We start from the raw sequence: 17,244 nt of genomic DNA on the forward strand, positions 1-17,244 counted from the left end.
GTCTCCGTCACGGGCGGCCAATGGAATGATAGCGGAAACCGGCCTCACGCATCACGGCCGGATCCCAGACATTGCGCAGGTCGAGAACGACGTCGCCGCGCATCGCGGTCTTGAGCCGGTCGGCCGAGAGGGCGCGGAATTCGTTCCATTCGGTCAGCAGGACCAGCGCATCGGCACCGCTTGCCGCGTCGAGCGGATTTTCGGCGTAGCGCACGCCGGCCGGCAGCAGCGGACGCGCGACCTCGGTTCCGGCCGGGTCGAAGGCGGCGAGTTGCGCGCCGGCGGCCGCCAGCAGCGGCATCACCGTCAGCGACGGCGCATCGCGCATGTCGTCGGTCTCGGGCTTGAAGGTCAGGCCCAGCACCGCGATTGTCTTAGCCGCGACGGATCCGCCGCAGGCGGCAATGATCCGCCCCGCCATGGCTTCCTTGCGCGTCTCGTTCACGGCGACCGTCGTCTCCACCAGGCGCATGGGGCTGCCGTAGTCCTGGCCGGTGCGGGCGAAGGCCAGCGTGTCCTTGGGGAAGCAGGAACCGCCATAGCCGGGACCCGGGTGGAGGAATTTGCGGCCGATCCTGCCATCGAGGCCGATGCCACGCGCCACGTCGTGCACATCCGCTCCGACCTTCTCGCACAGGTCGGCGACTTCGTTGATGAAGGTGATCTTCATCGCGAGGAATGCGTTGGCCGCGTACTTGATCATCTCGGCCGTCTCGACGGCGGTCGCGACCACCGGCGTCTCGATGAGGAACAGCGGGCGGTAGAGGCGCTTCAGCACCGCCTCGGCGCGCTCGGAATCGACCCCGATGACGACGCGGTCGGGGCGCATGAAGTCGCCGATCGCGTTGCCTTCGCGGAGGAATTCCGGGTTCGAGGCGATCTCGATCGCGAGCTCCGGCCTGATCCGGCGCACGATCTCGCGCAGCTTCGCGCCGGTGCCGACGGGCACGGTCGACTTGGTCACCAGCACCACCGGCCCCGTCACGGCCCGCGCGACCTCCTCGGCGGCGGCGAAGACGTAGCTCAGATCGGCATGGCCATCACCGCGACGGGTCGGGGTGCCGACGGCGAGGAACACCGCTTCCGCCCGGCTCACCGCATGGTTGAGGTCGGTGGTGAAATCGAGCCGGCCGTCGCGCACATTCTCGGCGACAAGCTTTTCGAGCCCGGGCTCGTAGATCGGGATGCGGCCCCCCAGCAGCGCTTCGATCTTCGCGGGATCCTTGTCCAGAACGACGACGTCGTGGCCGAACTCGGCCAGGCAGGCGCCGGAGACCAGGCCCACATAGCCCGCACCGATCATAGTGATGTGCATCGTCTCAGCCCTTTTGCCGGCGGAGGCAGAAGCTTCCCGCCGGGGTCATGTTAGGTCCTGCCGCTCACGCAAGAGTAGGCGCAGATTGTCAATATCGTGTTCCGCGCGGCACGCAATGAAGCTCGGCGGCGCCCCTGGTGCGGCCACCATCGGAAACGCGGTCAGGCCGATATCGGCGTAGACGCGCTGCAGCTCGGGACCCACGCGCCAGAACGCCGGATCGACCCGCGCCGATTCGCAGAGATCGCGGAAACGCCAGATGGCGGAGATGCGGTCACGCGTCTCGCCGCCGGGATCGCCAAGCGCGAGCCAGACGCCGCTGCGCTTGAGGAAGGCGAGACCGGCCACGCCCGCTTCGCCGAAGACGGCGCCATCCGCCTCCGGCGGTGCCTCCGCGCCGAGGCTTGCCAGGCGCTCACGGACCTCCGGCGTATAGGCCAGCGCCGGGTTCCGCGCCGGCCGCAGCAGTCGCAGCAGCGCGACAAGCAGCAGAATTGCGGACAGCCCGACGGTGAAGCGCAGCGAATCGGGTGCTGCCGCCGAAAGCACCACCTGCCACCAGCTCGCATCCGCGACCGCGCCATCATAGGCGACGAGGGCCAGGGTGATGGCACACGCCGCGACCGCGCCGAGCGCGAGCGTCGTCTCAGCCGACACCGTTTCCGACAGCAGCCGCGCATCGCGATAGAAGGCGCTGCGCGTCGCCGCCAGCAGGGCGAAGACCAGCAGGAAGGCGCCCCACAACCACCAGGCCTCGCCGCGCAGCCACAGGATCGCCGCGCCGTTCAGCAGCAGCAGCAAGCCCAGCTGCATCGCCACGCGCAGGCGCCGGACCATCCCGTACCCGATCAGCAGCAGCAGCGACCCCACGACGGAGGCCGCGAAATGCGAGGCGATGGCGGCGGTCGGGCCGGCCCATTCCTCCATCAGCGTCCCCTTCACCGGCAGGGCGCCGACGAAGATCAGGACGGTCCCGCCCAACCCGATCAGGGATGCCAGCGCCGGGGCTTCCAGCGCCTCGCCGCCGCGCAGGTTCGCCGTGAGTTTTCCCAACGCGGCCCGGCGCTGGGTCAGCTCGAAGGCCGCGAAGAGGCCGCCGGCCACGAATAGCGGGATGATGTAGTAGTAGAGGCGGAACAGCAGCAGCGCGCCGACCGCGTGTGACGGTGGCATGTAGGGCTGCAGGGCCAGCAGCATGAAGCCGTCGAACACGCCGATGCCGCCCGGCACGCTTGCCGCGATCCCCGCCGTATATCCCGCGACGTAAATGCCCAGGAAGATGATGAAGGTCAGCCCGTCGGCTGCGGGGAGCAAGGTGTAGAAGATGGCCGCGGTCACCGCGACATCCACGCTTGCGAGTGCGACCTGCGCCAAGGCCATCTTCAGACCAGGCAGGTTGATGTCGTGGCCGAAGATGCGAATACGCGACACGAGGCGCGAGAGCACGACGTAGGTGAGGACCGTGGTCCACAGGACGATGGCGATCACCCGCATCGCCCAGCTCGGCACATGGTCGCGGAACCAGGGCAGGATATCCGGCTGGACCATTAGCACCAGCCCGCCCAGGGCAAAGCCCCCGAGCCCGTAGGTGAGGCTGGTGAAGGCGACGATCTTCGCGATCTCGAGCGAGGTCAGCCCCCAGGCGGCGTAGAAGCGATACCGCACTGCCGCCCCGGAAACCGCCGCGAAGCCGAGATTATGCGCGAGCGTGTACGACACGAAGGAGGCAAGCGAGGTGCGCGCGTAGCTCACCGGATGCCCCGCATAGACCGAGCCCAGCCGGTCGTAGATGGTAAGCACCGCGAAGGCGACGAGCGTCAGGCCGCCGGCGATCCAGAGGGCCGATGGCGGGATCGCCGCCAGGGCGGTGCCGATATCGGCGACCGACAGGCCGCGAAACTCGCGCTGCACGACGTAGATCGCGCCGACCAGCAGGGCCAGGCCGAAGGCGGTCGGCCCGTGCCGGCGCAGCAGCGGCCAGGCGGCACTCAAGCCGCCGCATCCCCGGCGCCGCGCGCCAGCGCCGCTTCGATCAGCCGCACGGTTTCGGCGACGCCCATGACGGCGACCGTGCCGCCGAAGCGTGGCCCTTCGGTCTTGCCGAGCAGCACCTCGTAGAGGGCGCTGAACCAGGCGCGGGAGACACCCATGCGGCCGTCCTTCGTGAGTTCGAGGAAGGGCGCCCGGCGGCCGGCATCATAGACCGCGTCCTGGATGGCGCTCTCTCGGGCGGCTCCCGGTGGAATGGCCAGGAAATCCGGCTCCCGTTCGAGCAGCAGGCGCACCAGTTCGCGCATGGCGACCGCTTCCTCCGGCGTCGCGGACCGGAACCGGCGCGCGGGGGCAATGTAGTCGCCCCAATAGGCGCAGGCATTGGCGACCAGCCCATCAAGGAAGGGATCGTTCCCCGGATCGCTCGCCGGGTGATATTTCCGGATATAGGCCCAGAGCTTGGCCGGCTCGGTGGTGTTCGCGATGCCGGCGATGTTGAGCAGGGTGGCGTAGGAGATCGCCGGCGGCGGGGTGTTCGGAAGAACGCCGCCATGGATGTGCCAGGCGGGGTTCTTCATGGCGTCGAGCGGCGCCGCCTCGCCCTCCGCGCGCACCTGCTCGAGCGCCGCCACATAGCCATCCACCGCGCGCGGGATGACGTCGAAATACAGCCTCTTGGCGCGTTGCGGCGCCTGGTACATGAAGAAGGCGAGGCTCTCCGGTGGCGCGTAGCGCAGCCATTCGTCGATGGTCAGCCCATTGCCTTTGGACTTGCTGATCTTGTGGCCTTCGTCGTCGAGGAACAGCTCGTAGGTGAAGGTGATCGGCGGCTCGGCACCGAGCACCCGGCAGATCGCCGAGGACAGCTTCACGCTGTCGATGAGGTCCTTGCCGGACATCTCGTAATCCACGCCCAGGGCGAACCAGCGCAGCGCCCAATCCGCCTTCCACTGCGCCTTGCAGTGGCCGCCGGTGATGCGCGTCTCGAACCGCGCGCCGGTTTCGGGGTCGCGCCATTGCAAGGCATCCCGGTCCGGCAGCACGGCATCCATCGGCACCTGCATCACCACGCCGGTCGCGGGATGGATCGGCAGGAAGGGCGAATATGTCGCGCGCCGGTCGGGCCCCAGGCTCGGCAGGATCACCTGGCGCACCTGCTCGTGGCACTCCGCCATGCGGAGCAGCGCCGCGTCGAACCGGCCGGCGCGGTAGGTCTCGGTGCTGGAGACGAACTCGTACTGGAAGCCGAAGGCGTCGAGGAAGGCCTGCAGGCGGGCATTGTTATGCGCGCCGAAGCTCGCATGCGTGCCGAAGGGATCCGGGATGGCGGTCAGCGACCGGCCAAGATGCTCGGTCAGCATGGCCTTGTTCGGGACGTTGTCGGGCACCTTGCGCAGGCCATCCATGTCGTCGCTGAAGGCGATCAGCCGCGCAGGCAGGCCGGTCATCTGCTCGAAGGCGCGCTTGACCCAGGTGGTACGCGCGACCTCGCCGAAGGTGCCGATGTGCGGCAGGCCGGAGGGGCCGTACCCCGTCTCGAACAGCGCGCCCGAGGGTTTCGGCGTGGCCGCCAGGCGGTCGGCGACGCGCGCCGCTTCCTCGAAGGGCCAGGCCTTAACGCCGCGGAGGGACTCTCGCTCGATCATGCAGGCCAGATGGCAGGGGCGGGCGGCGGGGTCAACGCGGCGTTGCGCGCCCGAACCCTTCGGGCCGCATGCCGGCCCTGCATCGGCGATTGTGGCGTGCGCCGCCGGGTTCGGCTAATCGGGATGTCGTTTGAACAAGGAAGGGTGTCATGCGCGTTGGCGTGATCGGTGCAACCGGGGCTGTCGGCAAGGAGCTGGTGGCGGTGCTGGGCAAGCGGAGCTTTCCGGTCACGGAGCTGCGCCTCTTCGCCTCCACACGCTCGGCCGGCACCCGCACCCATACGCCCTTCGGCGAGGTGGCGATCGAAGCCTTCACGCCCGAAGCCGCGCGCGGGCTGGACCTCGCACTGCTGGCTGTCTCGGGTGATTTCGCCAAGGCGCATGCGCGCGCGCTGGCCGAACAGGGCATCGCGGTGGTGGACAATTCCTCGGCATTGCGGCTGGAGGCGGACGTGCCGCTGGTGGTGCCCGAAGTGAACGCGGGTGCGATCGGCGCCCACCGCCTCATCGCCAACCCCAACTGCACCACGGCCATCCTGGTCGTCGCCCTGGAGCCGCTGCGCAAGGCGTTTGGCCTGAAGCGCGTGATCGTCTCCACCTACCAGGCCGCCAGCGGCGCCGGCGCCGAAGGCATGGCCGAGCTGGAGCGGGAGACGCGCCGCGCCCTGCTCGAGGGCCAGAGCGCCGGGCACGAGGTGTTCGCGCATCCCCTGCCCTTCAACGTCATCCCGCACATCGATAGCTTCCAGCCGAATGGCTACACGCGCGAGGAGATGAAGGTCGTCTGGGAAAGCCGGAAGATCATGGGCCAGCCGGACCTGCTGATCTCCTGCACCGCCGTCCGCATCCCAACCTTCCGCGTCCATGGCGAGGCGGTGACGATCGAGACCGAGCGGCCCATCACCGCCGAGGCCGCCCGCGAGATCCTCGCAGCCGCCCCCGGCGTTGTGGTCGTCGATGAGCCCGGCGCCAATCGCTACCCGATGCCGCTGACGGCGACCGGGCGCGACGATGTCGAAGCCGGCCGCATCCGTGCCAACCCTGTCTTCGGCGATCACGGCCTCGATTTCTTCCTCTGCGGCGACCAGCTGCTCAAGGGTGCCGCGCTGAACGCGGTGCAGATCGCCGAGGGCATGCGCGCGGGCATTGAGGAGCGCCGGCGCGCTGGCTGAGCGCGCGCCCCGGCCACCACGCCTGCTGCTGCCGGATGCGCCGGCGCTGGTGGCTGAACAGGGTCGCGCCGCGCTGCTGACGCCCGACGGGGAGTTCCTGTGGCTCTCCGGCGCCGAGCTGCTGGGTCGGGACGAGACGCCGCCGATGCTGGTGCACGCGCCGGCGACGGCGCGGCGGCTTGGCCTGTCCAGCATTCCCGGCGCGCATGACCTGCTGGAGCTGTTCGCCTTCTGTCGCCCGGCGCAGCCCTGCGCGCCGACGCCGCGCGGGCTCGCGATGGCGCTCGGCATCGAGCCGCCCAAGGACATCGAGGCGCTGGCGGCCCTGCTGCCGGAACTGGCGACCGCCATGCTTCGCGAATTGGCCCGGCGCAGGGCCGAGCCGATCAACCGCGACGCGGCCTCTCTCGCGGCGCGCATGGCCGAGGCGGCGGACTGGCCTTGGGCGGCGTCGGTCCTCGCGGCCCTGGGTCAGGATGATGTGTCACCCGCCACGCATGGGCTGAAGCCCTGGCGACGGCTCGTGGACTGGGAGGACACCGCGCCCCCGCCCCCGGCCGCGAGCTTCGGCGTGGAGCCGCGCGAGGCCCGCCAGCGCCTGGCGGAGATGCTGGGCGAGGGGGCCGAGCAACGCCCGCAACAGGCCGACTACGCTTCCGCCGCCGCGGCCGCCTTCGCACCCCGCGAGGCACCCGGCGCGCCGCGCATGGTGCTGGCGGAGGCCGGCACGGGCACCGGCAAGACGCTGGGCTACATCGCGCCGGCCAGCCTCTGGGCGGAGCGCAACGGCGCGCCCGTGTGGATCTCGACCTTCACCCGCAACCTCCAGCGCCAGATCGACCAGGAGCTGGTGCGCCTCTACCCGGACCCGGACGAGCGCAGGCGCAAGGTGGCGATCCGCAAGGGGCGGGAAAACTACCTCTGCCTGCTGAACCTGGAGGAGGCGGTGGGAAGCGCCGGGCTCGGCGGCCAGACCGTGCCGCTCGCGCTCGTCGCGCGCTGGGTACTGGCAACGCGCGACGGTGACCTCATGGGCGGCGACTTCCCCGGCTGGCTGGGGGAGCTGTTCGGCCAGCAGGCGGTCTCATCGCTGGCCGACCGGCGCGGCGAGTGCATCCATTCCGCCTGCCCGCACTACAAGACCTGCTTCGTCGAGCATTCCATCCGCCGGGCGCGCGGGGCCACGATCGTCATCGCTAACCACGCGCTCGTGATGGTGCAGGCGGCGTTCGGCGGCGGCGAGAATGGCCGGCCGCTGCGCCTGGTCTTCGACGAGGGGCACCACCTGTTCGACGCCGCCGACAGCGCCTTCTCCGCCGCGCTGACCGGCGGCGAGACGGCCGAGCTGCGCCGCTGGCTGCTGGGCGCCGAGGGCGGCCGGTCGCGGGCGCGCGGGCTTCGCCGCCGCCTCGAAGACATCATGGGCGGCAAGCCCGACATCATGACCCCGCTCGAGGCAGCGTTGCAGGCGGCGCGCGCGCTGCCGCCCGGCGGCTGGTACGCGCGGCTCGGCGAAGCCGAGGGCGACAACCCGGCGGAGGGCTTTCTCCGCACCGTGCGCCTGCAGGTCCTCGCCCGAACCGCGGATGCCGACGCCGGCTATGCCTCGGAGTGCGACCTGCACCCGGTCCAGCCGGAGCTGCCGCCCGCCGCGGAGTTGTTCGAACGCGCGCTGGCGCGGCTGGAGGCGCCGCTCAAGACATTGCGGGACCGTCTGACCGCCATGCTCGAGGATGAGGGCGAGGAGCTCGACGCCGGCGCACGCATCCGCATGGAGGCCGCCTGCCGGTCGCTCGAGCGCAGGGCGCTCGCGCCGCTGGCCGCATGGGGCGCGATGCTGCGACGCGTGCAGGAATCAACACCCGAGCCGGGCCGGCGACCGGACTTCGTCGATTGGCTCACGCTGGAGCGCCGTGATGGCCGTGACATCGACGCCGGCATGCACCGCCACTATCTCGACCCGACCATTCCCTTCGCGACGACCGTTGCCGCCGCCGCGCATGGCTTGCTCGTGACCTCGGCCACGCTGCGCGACGAGGGCGGCGACAGCGAGGATGCCGAGGCCGCCTGGCGCGGCGCGGAAGCGCGCACCGGCGCCTCGCACCTGCCGCTGCCGGCGCTGCGCGCGGCGATGGCCTCGCCCTTCGACTACGCCGCCAGCACGCGGGCCTTCGTGGTCTCCGACATACGCCAGGGCGATGTGGGGCAGCTGGCCGGGGCGATGCGCGCCTTGTTCCTGGCCTCCGGTGGCGGGGCGCTGGGCCTGTTCACCGCGATACGCCGGTTGCGGGAGACCCATGCGCGCATCGCGCCGGCGCTGGAAGCGGCGGGCATCCCGCTCTATGCGCAACACGTCGATGCCATGGACAATGCCTCGCTCGTCGACGTGTTCCGCGCCGAGGAGGATGCCTGCCTGCTTGGGACGGATGCGATGCGCGACGGCGTCGACGTGCCGGGCCGCTCGTTGCGGCTGCTGGTGTTCGACCGGGTGCCCTGGCCGCGCCCCACCATCCTGCATCGCGAGCGGCGGACGCATCTCTCCGAAGGGCGCGCGAAGGATTACGACGACGCGATCGCGCGACACCGGCTGCGGCAAGCCTTCGGGCGCCTCATTCGCCGGGCGGACGACAAGGGCGTCTTCGTCATCCTGGATCCGCGCACGCCGACCCGCCTGCTCGCGGGATTGCCCGCGGGTGTCGAGGTGCGCCGTTTGCCATTGGTCGAGGTGGTTCGTTCGGTCGGTGAGTTCCTGCAGCGGCCCGCCGGCTAGCGCCTGATCCGCGGACGCGAGTTTGCCGGAGCGATGAACCCTCGGATGCGACATGGCCCACCGGTTTCCGCGCCTGCGAAAGACGGTGCAGCGAGAGCGAACCGACAGCGAGAATAGAAGCGCGATCGTCCGCCTCTCACCATTGCATGAGCATCGAAGGTGAGGCGTGCACGGGGCGAAACTTCAATTCCGACGCCGCATTGCGTCCGGGTCCGCGCACACACGCGCCGAACTGAAGGAGCTACCGCAATGCCGCAATTCGCATCGACCATCAAGCACGTCCAGGAGGGTGTGAAAGGCTTCACGATCAGCGTCGCCGTGAAGAACATCGAAGGTTGGGAAGCCACGCTCAACGAGATGGATACGCCGGGCGCAAAGGGGATCGTGCGTGACCTGGAGCGTTTGAAGAAGCTGCTCCAGGCCGACACCATCAACGGCGAGAGCGTCAAGGAACTCGTCGGAAAGCTGGGCAAGGCGACCGTGACTCTGGCCGGCAAGGCCGAGTCGAAGAACGCCGAGAAGGCGAAGCAGCTCGGCGAGGCGCTGGCGAAGGCCGCGGCGTAACACTGCGAGGGCGCGCTATATCGCGCGCGCTCGGCTGACCTGATCCGAGGCGGCGCTGCGTCTCCCATTGAAGCGCAGTGCCGACTTGGAACGGTCCGGAAAGAAGCAGGCTCATGCGTGCGGGATTTTGTGCCGTGGCAAGTGTCACGTTGCGTGACGTCTCGGCAATCTTGGCGCGCCCGAAGAGATTCGAACTCCTGACCCCCAGATTCGTAGTCTGGTGCTCTATCCAGCTGAGCTACGGGCGCCCCGAGAGGAAGGGGGAATTAGCCGAGGCGCGGCGGGGCCGCAACCCCCATTCACGCCGCAAGCTTGTCGAGCTCGCGCACAATCGCTTCGCCCATCACGCTCGTCCCGATGCGCGCCATCCCGGCCTGCATGATGTCGGCCGTGCGCAGGCCACCGGCGAGCACGCGTTCCACCGCCTTCTCCACCAGCGCCGCATCCTCGTCGAGCCCGAAGGACCAGCGCAGCAGCATCGCGAAGGAGAGCATCTGCGCGCAGGGATTGGCCACGCCCTTGCCGGCGATGTCGGGCGCACTGCCGTGGATGGGTTCATACAGCGCATGGCGGCGCCCCGCGCCGTCCGGCGCGCCGAGCGTCGCCGATGGCAGCATGCCCAGGGAACCCGTCAGCGCCGCGGCCAGGTCGGAGAGCACGTCGCCGAACAGGTTCGACCCGAGGATCACGTCGAACTGCTTGGGGCGCGAGCAGAGCTGCATCGCGCAGTTGTCGGCATACATGTTCTCGAGCTCGACATCGATGAACTCGGCCTTGTGAACCTCGCCGACTACGGCCCGCCAAAGCCGGCCAGACTGCATGACGTTCGCCTTGTCGACGCTCGTCACCTTGTTGCGCCGCTTGCGGGCGAGATCGAAGGCGACGCGCGCGACGCGCGCGATCTCATCCTCGGTGTAGACTTCGGTGTCGATGCCGCGGCGCTTGCCGTTCGCCATCACCTCGATGCCGCGCGGCTCACCGAAATAGATGCCGCCGGTGGATTCGCGCACGATCATCAGGTCGAGGCCGCGAACCAGGTCAGGCTTCAGCGAGGAGGCGTCGGCCAACGCGTCGAGCACCACCGCGGGACGCAGATTGGCGAACAGGCCCAGGTCCTTGCGCAGACGAAGAACGCCGAGCTCGGGCCGCTGGTCGAACGGCAGCTGGTCCCATTGCGGTCCGCCGACGCTGCCGAACAGCACCGCATCCGCCGCGCGCGCCGCCGCCACGGTGCTGTCGGGACAGGGCGAGCCTTCCGCCTCGATTGCGGCGCCGCCAACGAGACCCTCGACGACGTTGAAGGTAACGCTACGGCGGCGATCCATCCATTCGATCACGCGCCGCACTTCGCGCATGACCTCCGGGCCGATGCCATCGCCTGGCAGGATCAGCAGCGTCTTGTTCGATGCCATCGGGATGGTGTCCTTACGCCTGGACGAGCCAAGGCTGGCTGGCCTTCTGCTTCGCTTCGTAGTCGTCGATCTGCGCGGCGTGCTGCAGGGTCTGACCGATATCGTCGAGCCCGTTCAGCATCAGGTGCTTGCGCAACGCATCGACCGGAAAATGGTGCTCCTCGCCATTCGGGCGGATCACCACTTGGCGTTCCAGATCGACGGTGATGCGCGCGTTGCCGCCGAGCTTCGCATCCTCGATCAGCTGCTCGCAGACCTCCCGCGGCAGGCGCACCGGCAGCACGCCGTTCTTGAAGCAGTTGTTGTTGAAGATGTCGGCGAAATCCGGCGCGATGACACAGCGGATGCCGAAATCCAGCAGCGCCCAGGGCGCGTGCTCGCGCGAGGACCCGCAGCCGAAATTCTCATAGGCGATCAGGATCTCAGCCTTCCGGTAAGGCTCCTGATTCAGCACGAAGTCAGGGTTTTCGGAGCCATCCTCGTTGAACCGCGCATTGGCAAAGAGGTGCTTGCCGAAGCCCGCACGCGAGATGGATTTGAGGAAGCGCGCGGGGATGATCTTGTCGGTATCGATATTGGCGGCCGGCATCGGCGCGGCGACGCCGGTCAGCGTGGTGAAAGCCCTCACGACAGCGCCTCCTGCGGTTGGTAGTCGCGCACATCGGCAAGGTGGCCCGCGAGTGCCGCGGCGGCCGCCATCGCGGGCGAGAGCAGGTGCGTGCGGCCACCGGGGCCCTGCCGGCCCTCGAAATTGCGGTTGGACGTGCTGGCCGAACGCTGGCCGGGCTTGAGCTTGTCCGGATTCATGCCCAGGCACATCGAGCAACCGGGTTCACGCCACTCGAAGCCGGCTTCGAGCAGGATGCGATCCAGCCCTTCCTTCTCCGCCTGCAGCTTCACCAGGCCCGAGCCCGGCACGACCATCGCGCGCACGTGGTCCGCGACGCGGCGCCCCTTCGCGATGGCGGCGGCGGCGCGGATATCCTCGATGCGGCTATTGGTGCAGCTGCCGATGAACACGACATCCACGGACAAGTCCTGCAGGCGCTGGCCAGGCGTGAGACCCATGTAGTCGACCATGCGCTGCAGCTGCGCGCGGCGCGTTTCGTCCTCGGTGTCGGCCGGGTTCGGGATGATGCCGGTGATCGGCAGCACATCCTCGGGGCTGGTGCCCCAGGTAACCTGCGGCGCGATCTCGTTCGCGGCCAGCGTTACCACCTTGTCGAACACCGCGCCCTGGTCTGACGGGAGCGACTTCCACCACGCCAGTGCGCTATCCCAGTTCGCGCCCTTCGGCGCGCCGGGCGTGCGGGCGATATAGTCGAACGTGGTCTGGTCCGGCGCAACCATGCCGGCCCGCGCCCCACCCTCGATCGTCATGTTGCACACGGTCATCCGGCCCGCCATGTCGAGCGCACGGATCGCATCGCCAGCATACTCGATCACGTGACCCGTGCCGCCGGCGGTGCCGATCATGCCGATTACCGCCAGGACGATGTCCTTGCCCGAGCAGCCAAAGGCGAGGTTGCCATCCACCTGCACGCGCATGTTCTTCGCCGGCTTCTGCAGCAGCGTCTGCGTCGCCAGAACATGCTCGACCTCGCTGGTGCCGATGCCAAAGGCGAGCGCACCCATCGCGCCGTGTGTCGAGGTGTGGCTGTCGCCGCACACGATCGTCATGCCCGGCAGCGAGCGGCCCAGCTCCGGCCCAATCACATGCACGATGCCCTGGCGCTCATCCAACAATGGGATCAGCGGCATGCCGAACTCGACCGCATTCTTCTCGAGTGTGGCGACCTGCAGCGCGCTCTCGGGATCCTCGATGCCGGTGTAGCGGGAGGCATCGGTCGCGATATTGTGGTCAATGACGCCGAGCGTTGCATCGGGGCGGCGGATGCGGCGACCGGCAGCCCGAAGACCGTCGAAGGCCTGCGGGGTGGTGACTTCATGGGTGAGATGGAGGTCGATGTAGAGAAGCGCGGTGCCGTCGGGCAGCGTGTCAACGACATGCGCGTCCCAGATCTTGTCGAACAGCGTCTTTGGCATCTCTCGCCTCCTTAGCGAGACCGGGGGAAAGGAATTTCCCCCGGACCCCCAATCTTTTATTTTTGTCCCTTGGTGCGGGCGGGTAAGGCAGCCGCCATACGATCAGTCTTCGGCGGCGGCCGGCGCAGCGGCGACCATGGCGGCTCCGGGGATCGGCTTGCCGGCCAGCTTCTCCTGGATGCGCGCCGACTTGCCGGTGCGGCCACGCAGGTAATACAGCTTCGCACGCCGCACCTTGCCGCGACGGACCACGATGATCTCGGCGACATTCGGGGAATAGAGTGGGAAGACGCGCTCGACGCCCTCGCCATAGGAGAGCTTGCGGACGGTGAAATTGCTGTTCACGCCGCGGTTGGACCGCGCGATCACCACGCCCTCATAGGCCTGGGTGCGGATGCGCTCGCCCTCGACCACCTTCACCATCACGCGCAGCGTGTCGCCGGCGACAAATTCCGGCGTCGCGCGGGTGGCGGAGAGGCGGGCCTGCTGGTCGGCCTCGAATTGCTGCAACAGGTTCATCACAAATATCCTTTCGTCGATGCTTTAGGCGGCGGCTGTCTGGCCGGCAATGGCCCGCGCCGATGTTTCGGTGCCCGTGTGCCGAGCCCAAAGGTCGGGCCGACGTTCACGGGTGATCTTTTCCGCCTCGGCCCGGCGCCACCGCGCGACCTCGGCATGATGGCCGGAGAGCAGAACGGGGGGCACAGACCGCCCCTGCCACTCAACCGGCCGCGTATAATGCGGATACTCCAACAGGGCCGAAGCCCCGTGGCTCTCCTCCTCGGCGCTCTCGGCTGCGCCCATCACGCCTGGCAGCAGCCGCACGCAGGCATCGAGCAGGGCGAGCGCCGCTACCTCGCCGCCCGACAGGACATAATCGCCGATGGACACCTCGCGCAGCCCGCGCGCCTCGATGACGCGCTGATCCACGCCCTCGAACCGCCCGCACAGCAGGACAACACCAGGCCCGGCGGACAATTCGCGCACCAGCGCCTGGTCCAGCAACCGTCCACGCGGCGTCAGGAACAACGCGGGCCGCGGCACCCCTTCAGTAAGCGCGGCATCCATCGCCGCATCCACCACATCCGGCCGCATCACCATTCCCGCCCCACCACCGCAGGGCGTGTCATCCACGCTGCGATGTCGGTCTGTCGCATGCGCGCGAATGTCGCGTGCATCGCACCGCCAGATCTTATCGCGCAGCGCCTTCCCAGCGAGCGACAGGCCGAGCGGTCCGGGAAACATCTCCGGAAACAGGGTGAGGATGGAGGCGTGCCACATGGTCAGGCCGCGGCCTCGCCGTCCTGCGGCGGCACGATGATCTCAGCCGGCGGGATCACCACCAGGCGCCGCGCACCGAGGTCCACCACCGGCACCGCCGCGCGCGTGAACGGGATCAGCTGCTCGCCGCGCCCCTCCCCCACCACGAGGTAAGCGCCCGCGCCATGCTCCTCCACCGCGCGCACGGACCCGAGCGGCGCGCCGGCTTCGGTCACGGCAGAGAGACCCACCAGGTCGGCGAGGTAGAATTCCTCCTCCTCCGTCGGTGGCAACTGCGCACGCTCCACATACAGGCGCGTCCCGGTCAAGCGCGCCGCGGCGTCGCGATCCGCGACACCTTCGATCTGCCCCAGCCCGTCGGCCTTCACGGTGAGCTTGATGCGCTGCACGCCGGCCGCGTCGGTGAGAGCACCCAGCGTGCCGATGCTGGCAGGATCGGTCAGGAAGACGCGCAGCTTCACCAGGCCGCGCACACCGTGCGGCCTGCCGATCTCACCCACCAGGATGCGCTGCGCTGTCACGTCTTCAGCCGGCCGCGGCGGCCGCGGCGCGTTCCTGCGCCTTCTTCTTCGGCGCGGACTGCTTCGGCTGCTCTCGATACACCGGCATCGGCGCCAGCTCCGCCTTGCCCAGGAACTTCGCCACACGATCCGTCGCCACCGCGCCTTGGCTCAGCCAATGCATGATCCGGTCCGCGAGCAGGCGGATGCGGTCCGCATGATCCGACGGCAGCATCGGGTCATAGCTGCCCACCTTCTCGATGAAGCGGCCATCGCGCGGGCTGCGGCTGTCGGCCACCACGATGTGGTAGTAGGGCCGCTTCTTCGCACCCGCGCGCGCCAGCCTGATCTTCAAAGCCATCTATCGTTCTCCGTGTTCATCAGAAGGGGCGACCGCCGCCCCGAAGGCCAGGGGGCAACAAGCCGGCGAGACCGCCGCGCATCATCCCCTTCTGGCCGAGCTTGTTCATCCGCTTCATCATCGCAGACATGTCGTCGAACTGCTTCAGCAGCTTGTTCACATCCTGCACCGTCACACCCGAACCGGCCGCGATGCGCTTCTTGCGCGACGCCTTGATGATGTCCGGCGTGCGCCGTTCCTTGGGCGTCATCGACCCGATGATCGCCGCCTGCCGCGTCAGGATCTTGGTGTCAAGATTGGCATCCGCCATCTGCGCCTTGAGCTTGCCCACCCCCGGCAGCATCCCGAGGATGCCCGAGAGCGAGCCCATCTTGCCGATCTGCTGCAGCTGCTTCGCGTAGTCGGCCAGGTCGAACTGGCCCTTCTGCATCTTGGCGGCGAGCTTTTCCGCCTCCGCCTGGTCGATCGTCTCGGACGCCTTCTCGACGAGCGAGACGATGTCGCCCATGCCCAGGATGCGGCTGGCGATGCGGTCGGGGTGGAAATCCTCCAGCGCGTCGAGCTTCTCGCCCGCGCCCAGCAGCTTGATCGGTGCGCCGGTCACCGCACGCATCGACAGGGCGGCACCGCCACGCGCATCGCCGTCGACGCGCGTCATGACGATGCCGGTGACGCCCACCTTGTCCTGGAAGGCGCGCGCGGTGTTCACCGCGTCCTGGCCGGTCATTGCATCGACAACCAGCAGCGTCTCGTGTGGCTTCGTCGCGGCCTTCACGGCGGCCACTTCCGCCATCAGCGCATCATCGATCGCGAGGCGGCCGGCGGTGTCGAGGATGACGACGTCGTAGAGCTCGCGCCGCGCCACATCCATCGCCCGCATCGCGATCTCGAGCGGCGACTGGCCGGCGATGATCGGCAGGGAGGTGACCTCGGCGCGCGCCGCGAGCTGCTCCAGCTGCAACTGCGCGGCAGGGCGATGCACGTCGAGTGAGGCGACCAGCACCTTCTTGCGATCTCGCGTGCGCAGCCGCAGCGCGATCTTGCCCGAGGTCGTCGTCTTGCCCGAACCCTGCAAACCCACCATCAGAATCGGCAGCGGCGAGGGCGCGTTCAGGTTCAACCCGCGCAGGCCATTGTCGTCATCACCGCCGCCGAGCGCTTCGACCAGCGCGTCATTGACGATTTTGACGACCTGCTGGGCGGGGGAGACGGAGCGGATGACCTCCTGCCCGATCGCGCGGTCGCGGACCTTGGCCACTAGGTCCCGGACAACCGGGAGGGCGACATCCGCTTCCAGCAGGGCCACGCGCACTTCGCGCAGCGCCTCGGCCACGTCGGTTTCGTTCAGCGCGCCGCGGCGGCGCAGCCTGTCGAACACCCCACTCAGCTTGCCGGACAACGCCTCGAACACGAACTTGGCCCCAAATGATAACGCGCCGCTGCGCGAGCCTTCGCGGAGCGACGGAGCCACCCGAAGGTGACCGACTGGAGAGAACGGGCGTATATTACCCGGGTGATGACCGCGTCAAGCGCAAAGACGGGGGAAAAGAATTTCCCCCGGACCCCCAATCTTTTATTTTTATCTATTGGTGCTACCCGGCAGCCGGCGCCAAAAAGCCAAAAATAAAAGATGGGGTTTCGGGGAAATCTTTCCCCCATGCTTGCTTACTTAGGCGCTAGTACCATCACCATCTGCCGGTTCTCGAGCCGCGGCATCGATTCCACCTTGATGACCTCGCCCAGGTCGGTGCGGATGCGTTCGAGCACCTTCACGCCCAGTTCCTGGTGGGCCATTTCGCGGCCGCGGAAGCGAAGAGTGACCTTTACCTTGTCGCCATCGTCGATGAAGCCCTTCATCTGCTTCATCTTCGTATCATAATCATGGTCGTCGATGTTCGGACGGACCTTGATCTCCTTGATCTCGACGACCTTCTGCTTCTTCCGTGCCTCGTTGGCTTTTTTCTGCTGCTCGTACTTGTACTTGCCATAGTCGAGGATCTTGCAGACCGGCGGCACGGCGTTGGGCGAAATCTCGAGCAGGTCCAGGCCCACATCATAGGCGCGCACCAGCGCCTCGCGGGCGGTCATCACCCCTTGCATCTCGCCGTCCTGATCGATCAGGCGCACTTGCGGGACGCGGATTTCTTCATTGACCCGAGGGCCATCGCGGGAGGGCATTTGCTGG

The 17,244-nt window shown here is 68.3% G+C and carries 15 protein-coding genes and 1 tRNA gene; 3 read left to right on the forward strand and 13 right to left on the reverse strand.

The genetic code is table 11. From position 1 onward, the window contains the following. Positions 1-7: 7 nt before the first annotated feature. From GXW79_RS06960 to GXW79_RS06970, 3 genes are read right to left on the reverse strand one after another with little or no spacing between them, the layout of a single operon-like run. Positions 8-1,315, reverse strand: a complete 1,308-nt coding sequence (locus tag GXW79_RS06960) for a UDP-glucose dehydrogenase family protein (protein WP_211873632.1) — start codon at positions 1,313-1,315, stop codon at positions 8-10. A gap of 45 nt (positions 1,316-1,360) precedes the next feature. Continuing rightward, positions 1,361-3,307 (reverse strand): lysylphosphatidylglycerol synthase domain-containing protein, encoded by a 1,947-nt coding sequence (locus tag GXW79_RS06965; RefSeq protein ID WP_211873633.1) that lies wholly within the window; start codon positions 3,305-3,307, stop codon positions 1,361-1,363. Next, positions 3,304-4,953, reverse strand: coding sequence for a lysine--tRNA ligase (locus GXW79_RS06970; protein ID WP_211873634.1), 1,650 nt, complete (start codon positions 4,951-4,953; stop codon positions 3,304-3,306). The genes GXW79_RS06965 and GXW79_RS06970 overlap by 4 nt, the downstream gene beginning before the upstream one ends. A gap of 149 nt (positions 4,954-5,102) precedes the next feature. On the opposite strand from GXW79_RS06970, the gene GXW79_RS06975 reads away from it, so the two are divergent. The 3 genes from GXW79_RS06975 (at position 5,103) to GXW79_RS06985 (ending at position 9,459) form a co-directional block, all read left to right on the forward strand. Further along, positions 5,103-6,125 (forward strand): aspartate-semialdehyde dehydrogenase, encoded by a 1,023-nt coding sequence (locus tag GXW79_RS06975; RefSeq protein WP_211873635.1) that lies wholly within the window; start codon positions 5,103-5,105, stop codon positions 6,123-6,125. Continuing rightward, complete coding sequence (locus GXW79_RS06980) at positions 6,100-8,895, forward strand: ATP-dependent DNA helicase (RefSeq protein WP_246503792.1); 2,796 nt, start codon at positions 6,100-6,102, stop codon at positions 8,893-8,895. The genes GXW79_RS06975 and GXW79_RS06980 overlap by 26 nt, the downstream gene beginning before the upstream one ends. A gap of 249 nt (positions 8,896-9,144) precedes the next feature. Continuing rightward, entirely contained in the window at positions 9,145-9,459 is a 315-nt protein-coding gene (locus tag GXW79_RS06985; protein ID WP_211873636.1) for a hypothetical protein, read from the forward strand. Positions 9,460-9,630: 171 nt separating this feature from the next. On the opposite strand, the gene GXW79_RS06990 is transcribed toward GXW79_RS06985, so the two are convergent. From GXW79_RS06990 to infC, 10 genes are all read right to left on the reverse strand, one after another. Further along, a tRNA-Arg gene (locus tag GXW79_RS06990) sits at positions 9,631-9,707 on the reverse strand. A gap of 51 nt (positions 9,708-9,758) precedes the next feature. Further along, a complete protein-coding gene (gene leuB / locus GXW79_RS06995) occupies positions 9,759-10,871 on the reverse strand; it encodes a 3-isopropylmalate dehydrogenase (protein ID WP_211873637.1) in 1,113 nt (370 codons plus the stop codon). A 13-nt stretch (positions 10,872-10,884) separates the two neighbouring features. Then, on the reverse strand, positions 10,885-11,499 hold the full coding sequence (leuD, locus tag GXW79_RS07000) for a 3-isopropylmalate dehydratase small subunit (RefSeq protein WP_211873638.1): 615 nt from the start codon (positions 11,497-11,499) through the stop codon (positions 10,885-10,887). Then, entirely contained in the window at positions 11,496-12,917 is a 1,422-nt protein-coding gene (gene leuC, locus GXW79_RS07005; RefSeq protein ID WP_211873639.1) for a 3-isopropylmalate dehydratase large subunit, read from the reverse strand. The genes leuD and leuC overlap by 4 nt, the downstream gene beginning before the upstream one ends. A gap of 102 nt (positions 12,918-13,019) precedes the next feature. Then, complete coding sequence (gene rplS / locus GXW79_RS07010) at positions 13,020-13,436, reverse strand: 50S ribosomal protein L19 (RefSeq protein ID WP_211873640.1); 417 nt, start codon at positions 13,434-13,436, stop codon at positions 13,020-13,022. A gap of 24 nt (positions 13,437-13,460) precedes the next feature. Beyond that, positions 13,461-14,198, reverse strand: coding sequence for a tRNA (guanosine(37)-N1)-methyltransferase TrmD (gene trmD / locus GXW79_RS07015; RefSeq protein ID WP_211873641.1), 738 nt, complete (start codon positions 14,196-14,198; stop codon positions 13,461-13,463). A 2-nt stretch (positions 14,199-14,200) separates the two neighbouring features. Next, the gene (gene rimM, locus GXW79_RS07020; protein WP_211873642.1) at positions 14,201-14,719 is read right to left on the reverse strand and encodes a ribosome maturation factor RimM; all 519 of its coding nucleotides are present in this window, start codon (positions 14,717-14,719) and stop codon (positions 14,201-14,203) included. 4 nt (positions 14,720-14,723) lie between these two features. Then, on the reverse strand, positions 14,724-15,059 hold the full coding sequence (gene rpsP / locus GXW79_RS07025) for a 30S ribosomal protein S16 (RefSeq protein ID WP_211873643.1): 336 nt from the start codon (positions 15,057-15,059) through the stop codon (positions 14,724-14,726). Between the two features lie 19 nt (positions 15,060-15,078). Next, the gene (ffh, locus tag GXW79_RS07030; protein WP_211873644.1) at positions 15,079-16,470 is read right to left on the reverse strand and encodes a signal recognition particle protein; all 1,392 of its coding nucleotides are present in this window, start codon (positions 16,468-16,470) and stop codon (positions 15,079-15,081) included. A 254-nt stretch (positions 16,471-16,724) separates the two neighbouring features. Next, positions 16,725-17,237, reverse strand: coding sequence for a translation initiation factor IF-3 (gene infC / locus GXW79_RS07035; protein WP_211873645.1), 513 nt, complete (start codon positions 17,235-17,237; stop codon positions 16,725-16,727). Positions 17,238-17,244 lie beyond the last annotated feature (7 nt).

The sequence above is a fragment of the Plastoroseomonas arctica genome, from assembly GCF_018128965.1.
Classification (GTDB): domain Bacteria; phylum Pseudomonadota; class Alphaproteobacteria; order Acetobacterales; family Acetobacteraceae; genus Plastoroseomonas; species Plastoroseomonas arctica.

Bases quoted from the DNA above. Each gene is read 5' to 3' on its own strand.
- GXW79_RS06960 (WP_211873632.1), bottom strand. From the start codon at position 1,315: ATGCACATCACTATGATCGGTGCGGGCTATGTGGGCCTGGTCTCCGGC.
- GXW79_RS06970 (WP_211873634.1), bottom strand. From the start codon at position 4,953: ATGATCGAGCGAGAGTCCCTCCGCGGCGTTAAGGCCTGGCCCTTCGAG.
- GXW79_RS06975 (WP_211873635.1), top strand. From the start codon at position 5,103: ATGCGCGTTGGCGTGATCGGTGCAACCGGGGCTGTCGGCAAGGAGCTG.
- GXW79_RS06985 (WP_211873636.1), top strand. From the start codon at position 9,145: ATGCCGCAATTCGCATCGACCATCAAGCACGTCCAGGAGGGTGTGAAA.
- leuB (WP_211873637.1), bottom strand. From the start codon at position 10,871: ATGGCATCGAACAAGACGCTGCTGATCCTGCCAGGCGATGGCATCGGC.
- leuC (WP_211873639.1), bottom strand. From the start codon at position 12,917: ATGCCAAAGACGCTGTTCGACAAGATCTGGGACGCGCATGTCGTTGAC.
- rplS (WP_211873640.1), bottom strand. From the start codon at position 13,436: ATGAACCTGTTGCAGCAATTCGAGGCCGACCAGCAGGCCCGCCTCTCC.
- trmD (WP_211873641.1), bottom strand. From the start codon at position 14,198: ATGTGGCACGCCTCCATCCTCACCCTGTTTCCGGAGATGTTTCCCGGA.
- rpsP (WP_211873643.1), bottom strand. From the start codon at position 15,059: ATGGCTTTGAAGATCAGGCTGGCGCGCGCGGGTGCGAAGAAGCGGCCC.
- infC (WP_211873645.1), bottom strand. From the start codon at position 17,237: ATGCCCTCCCGCGATGGCCCTCGGGTCAATGAAGAAATCCGCGTCCCG.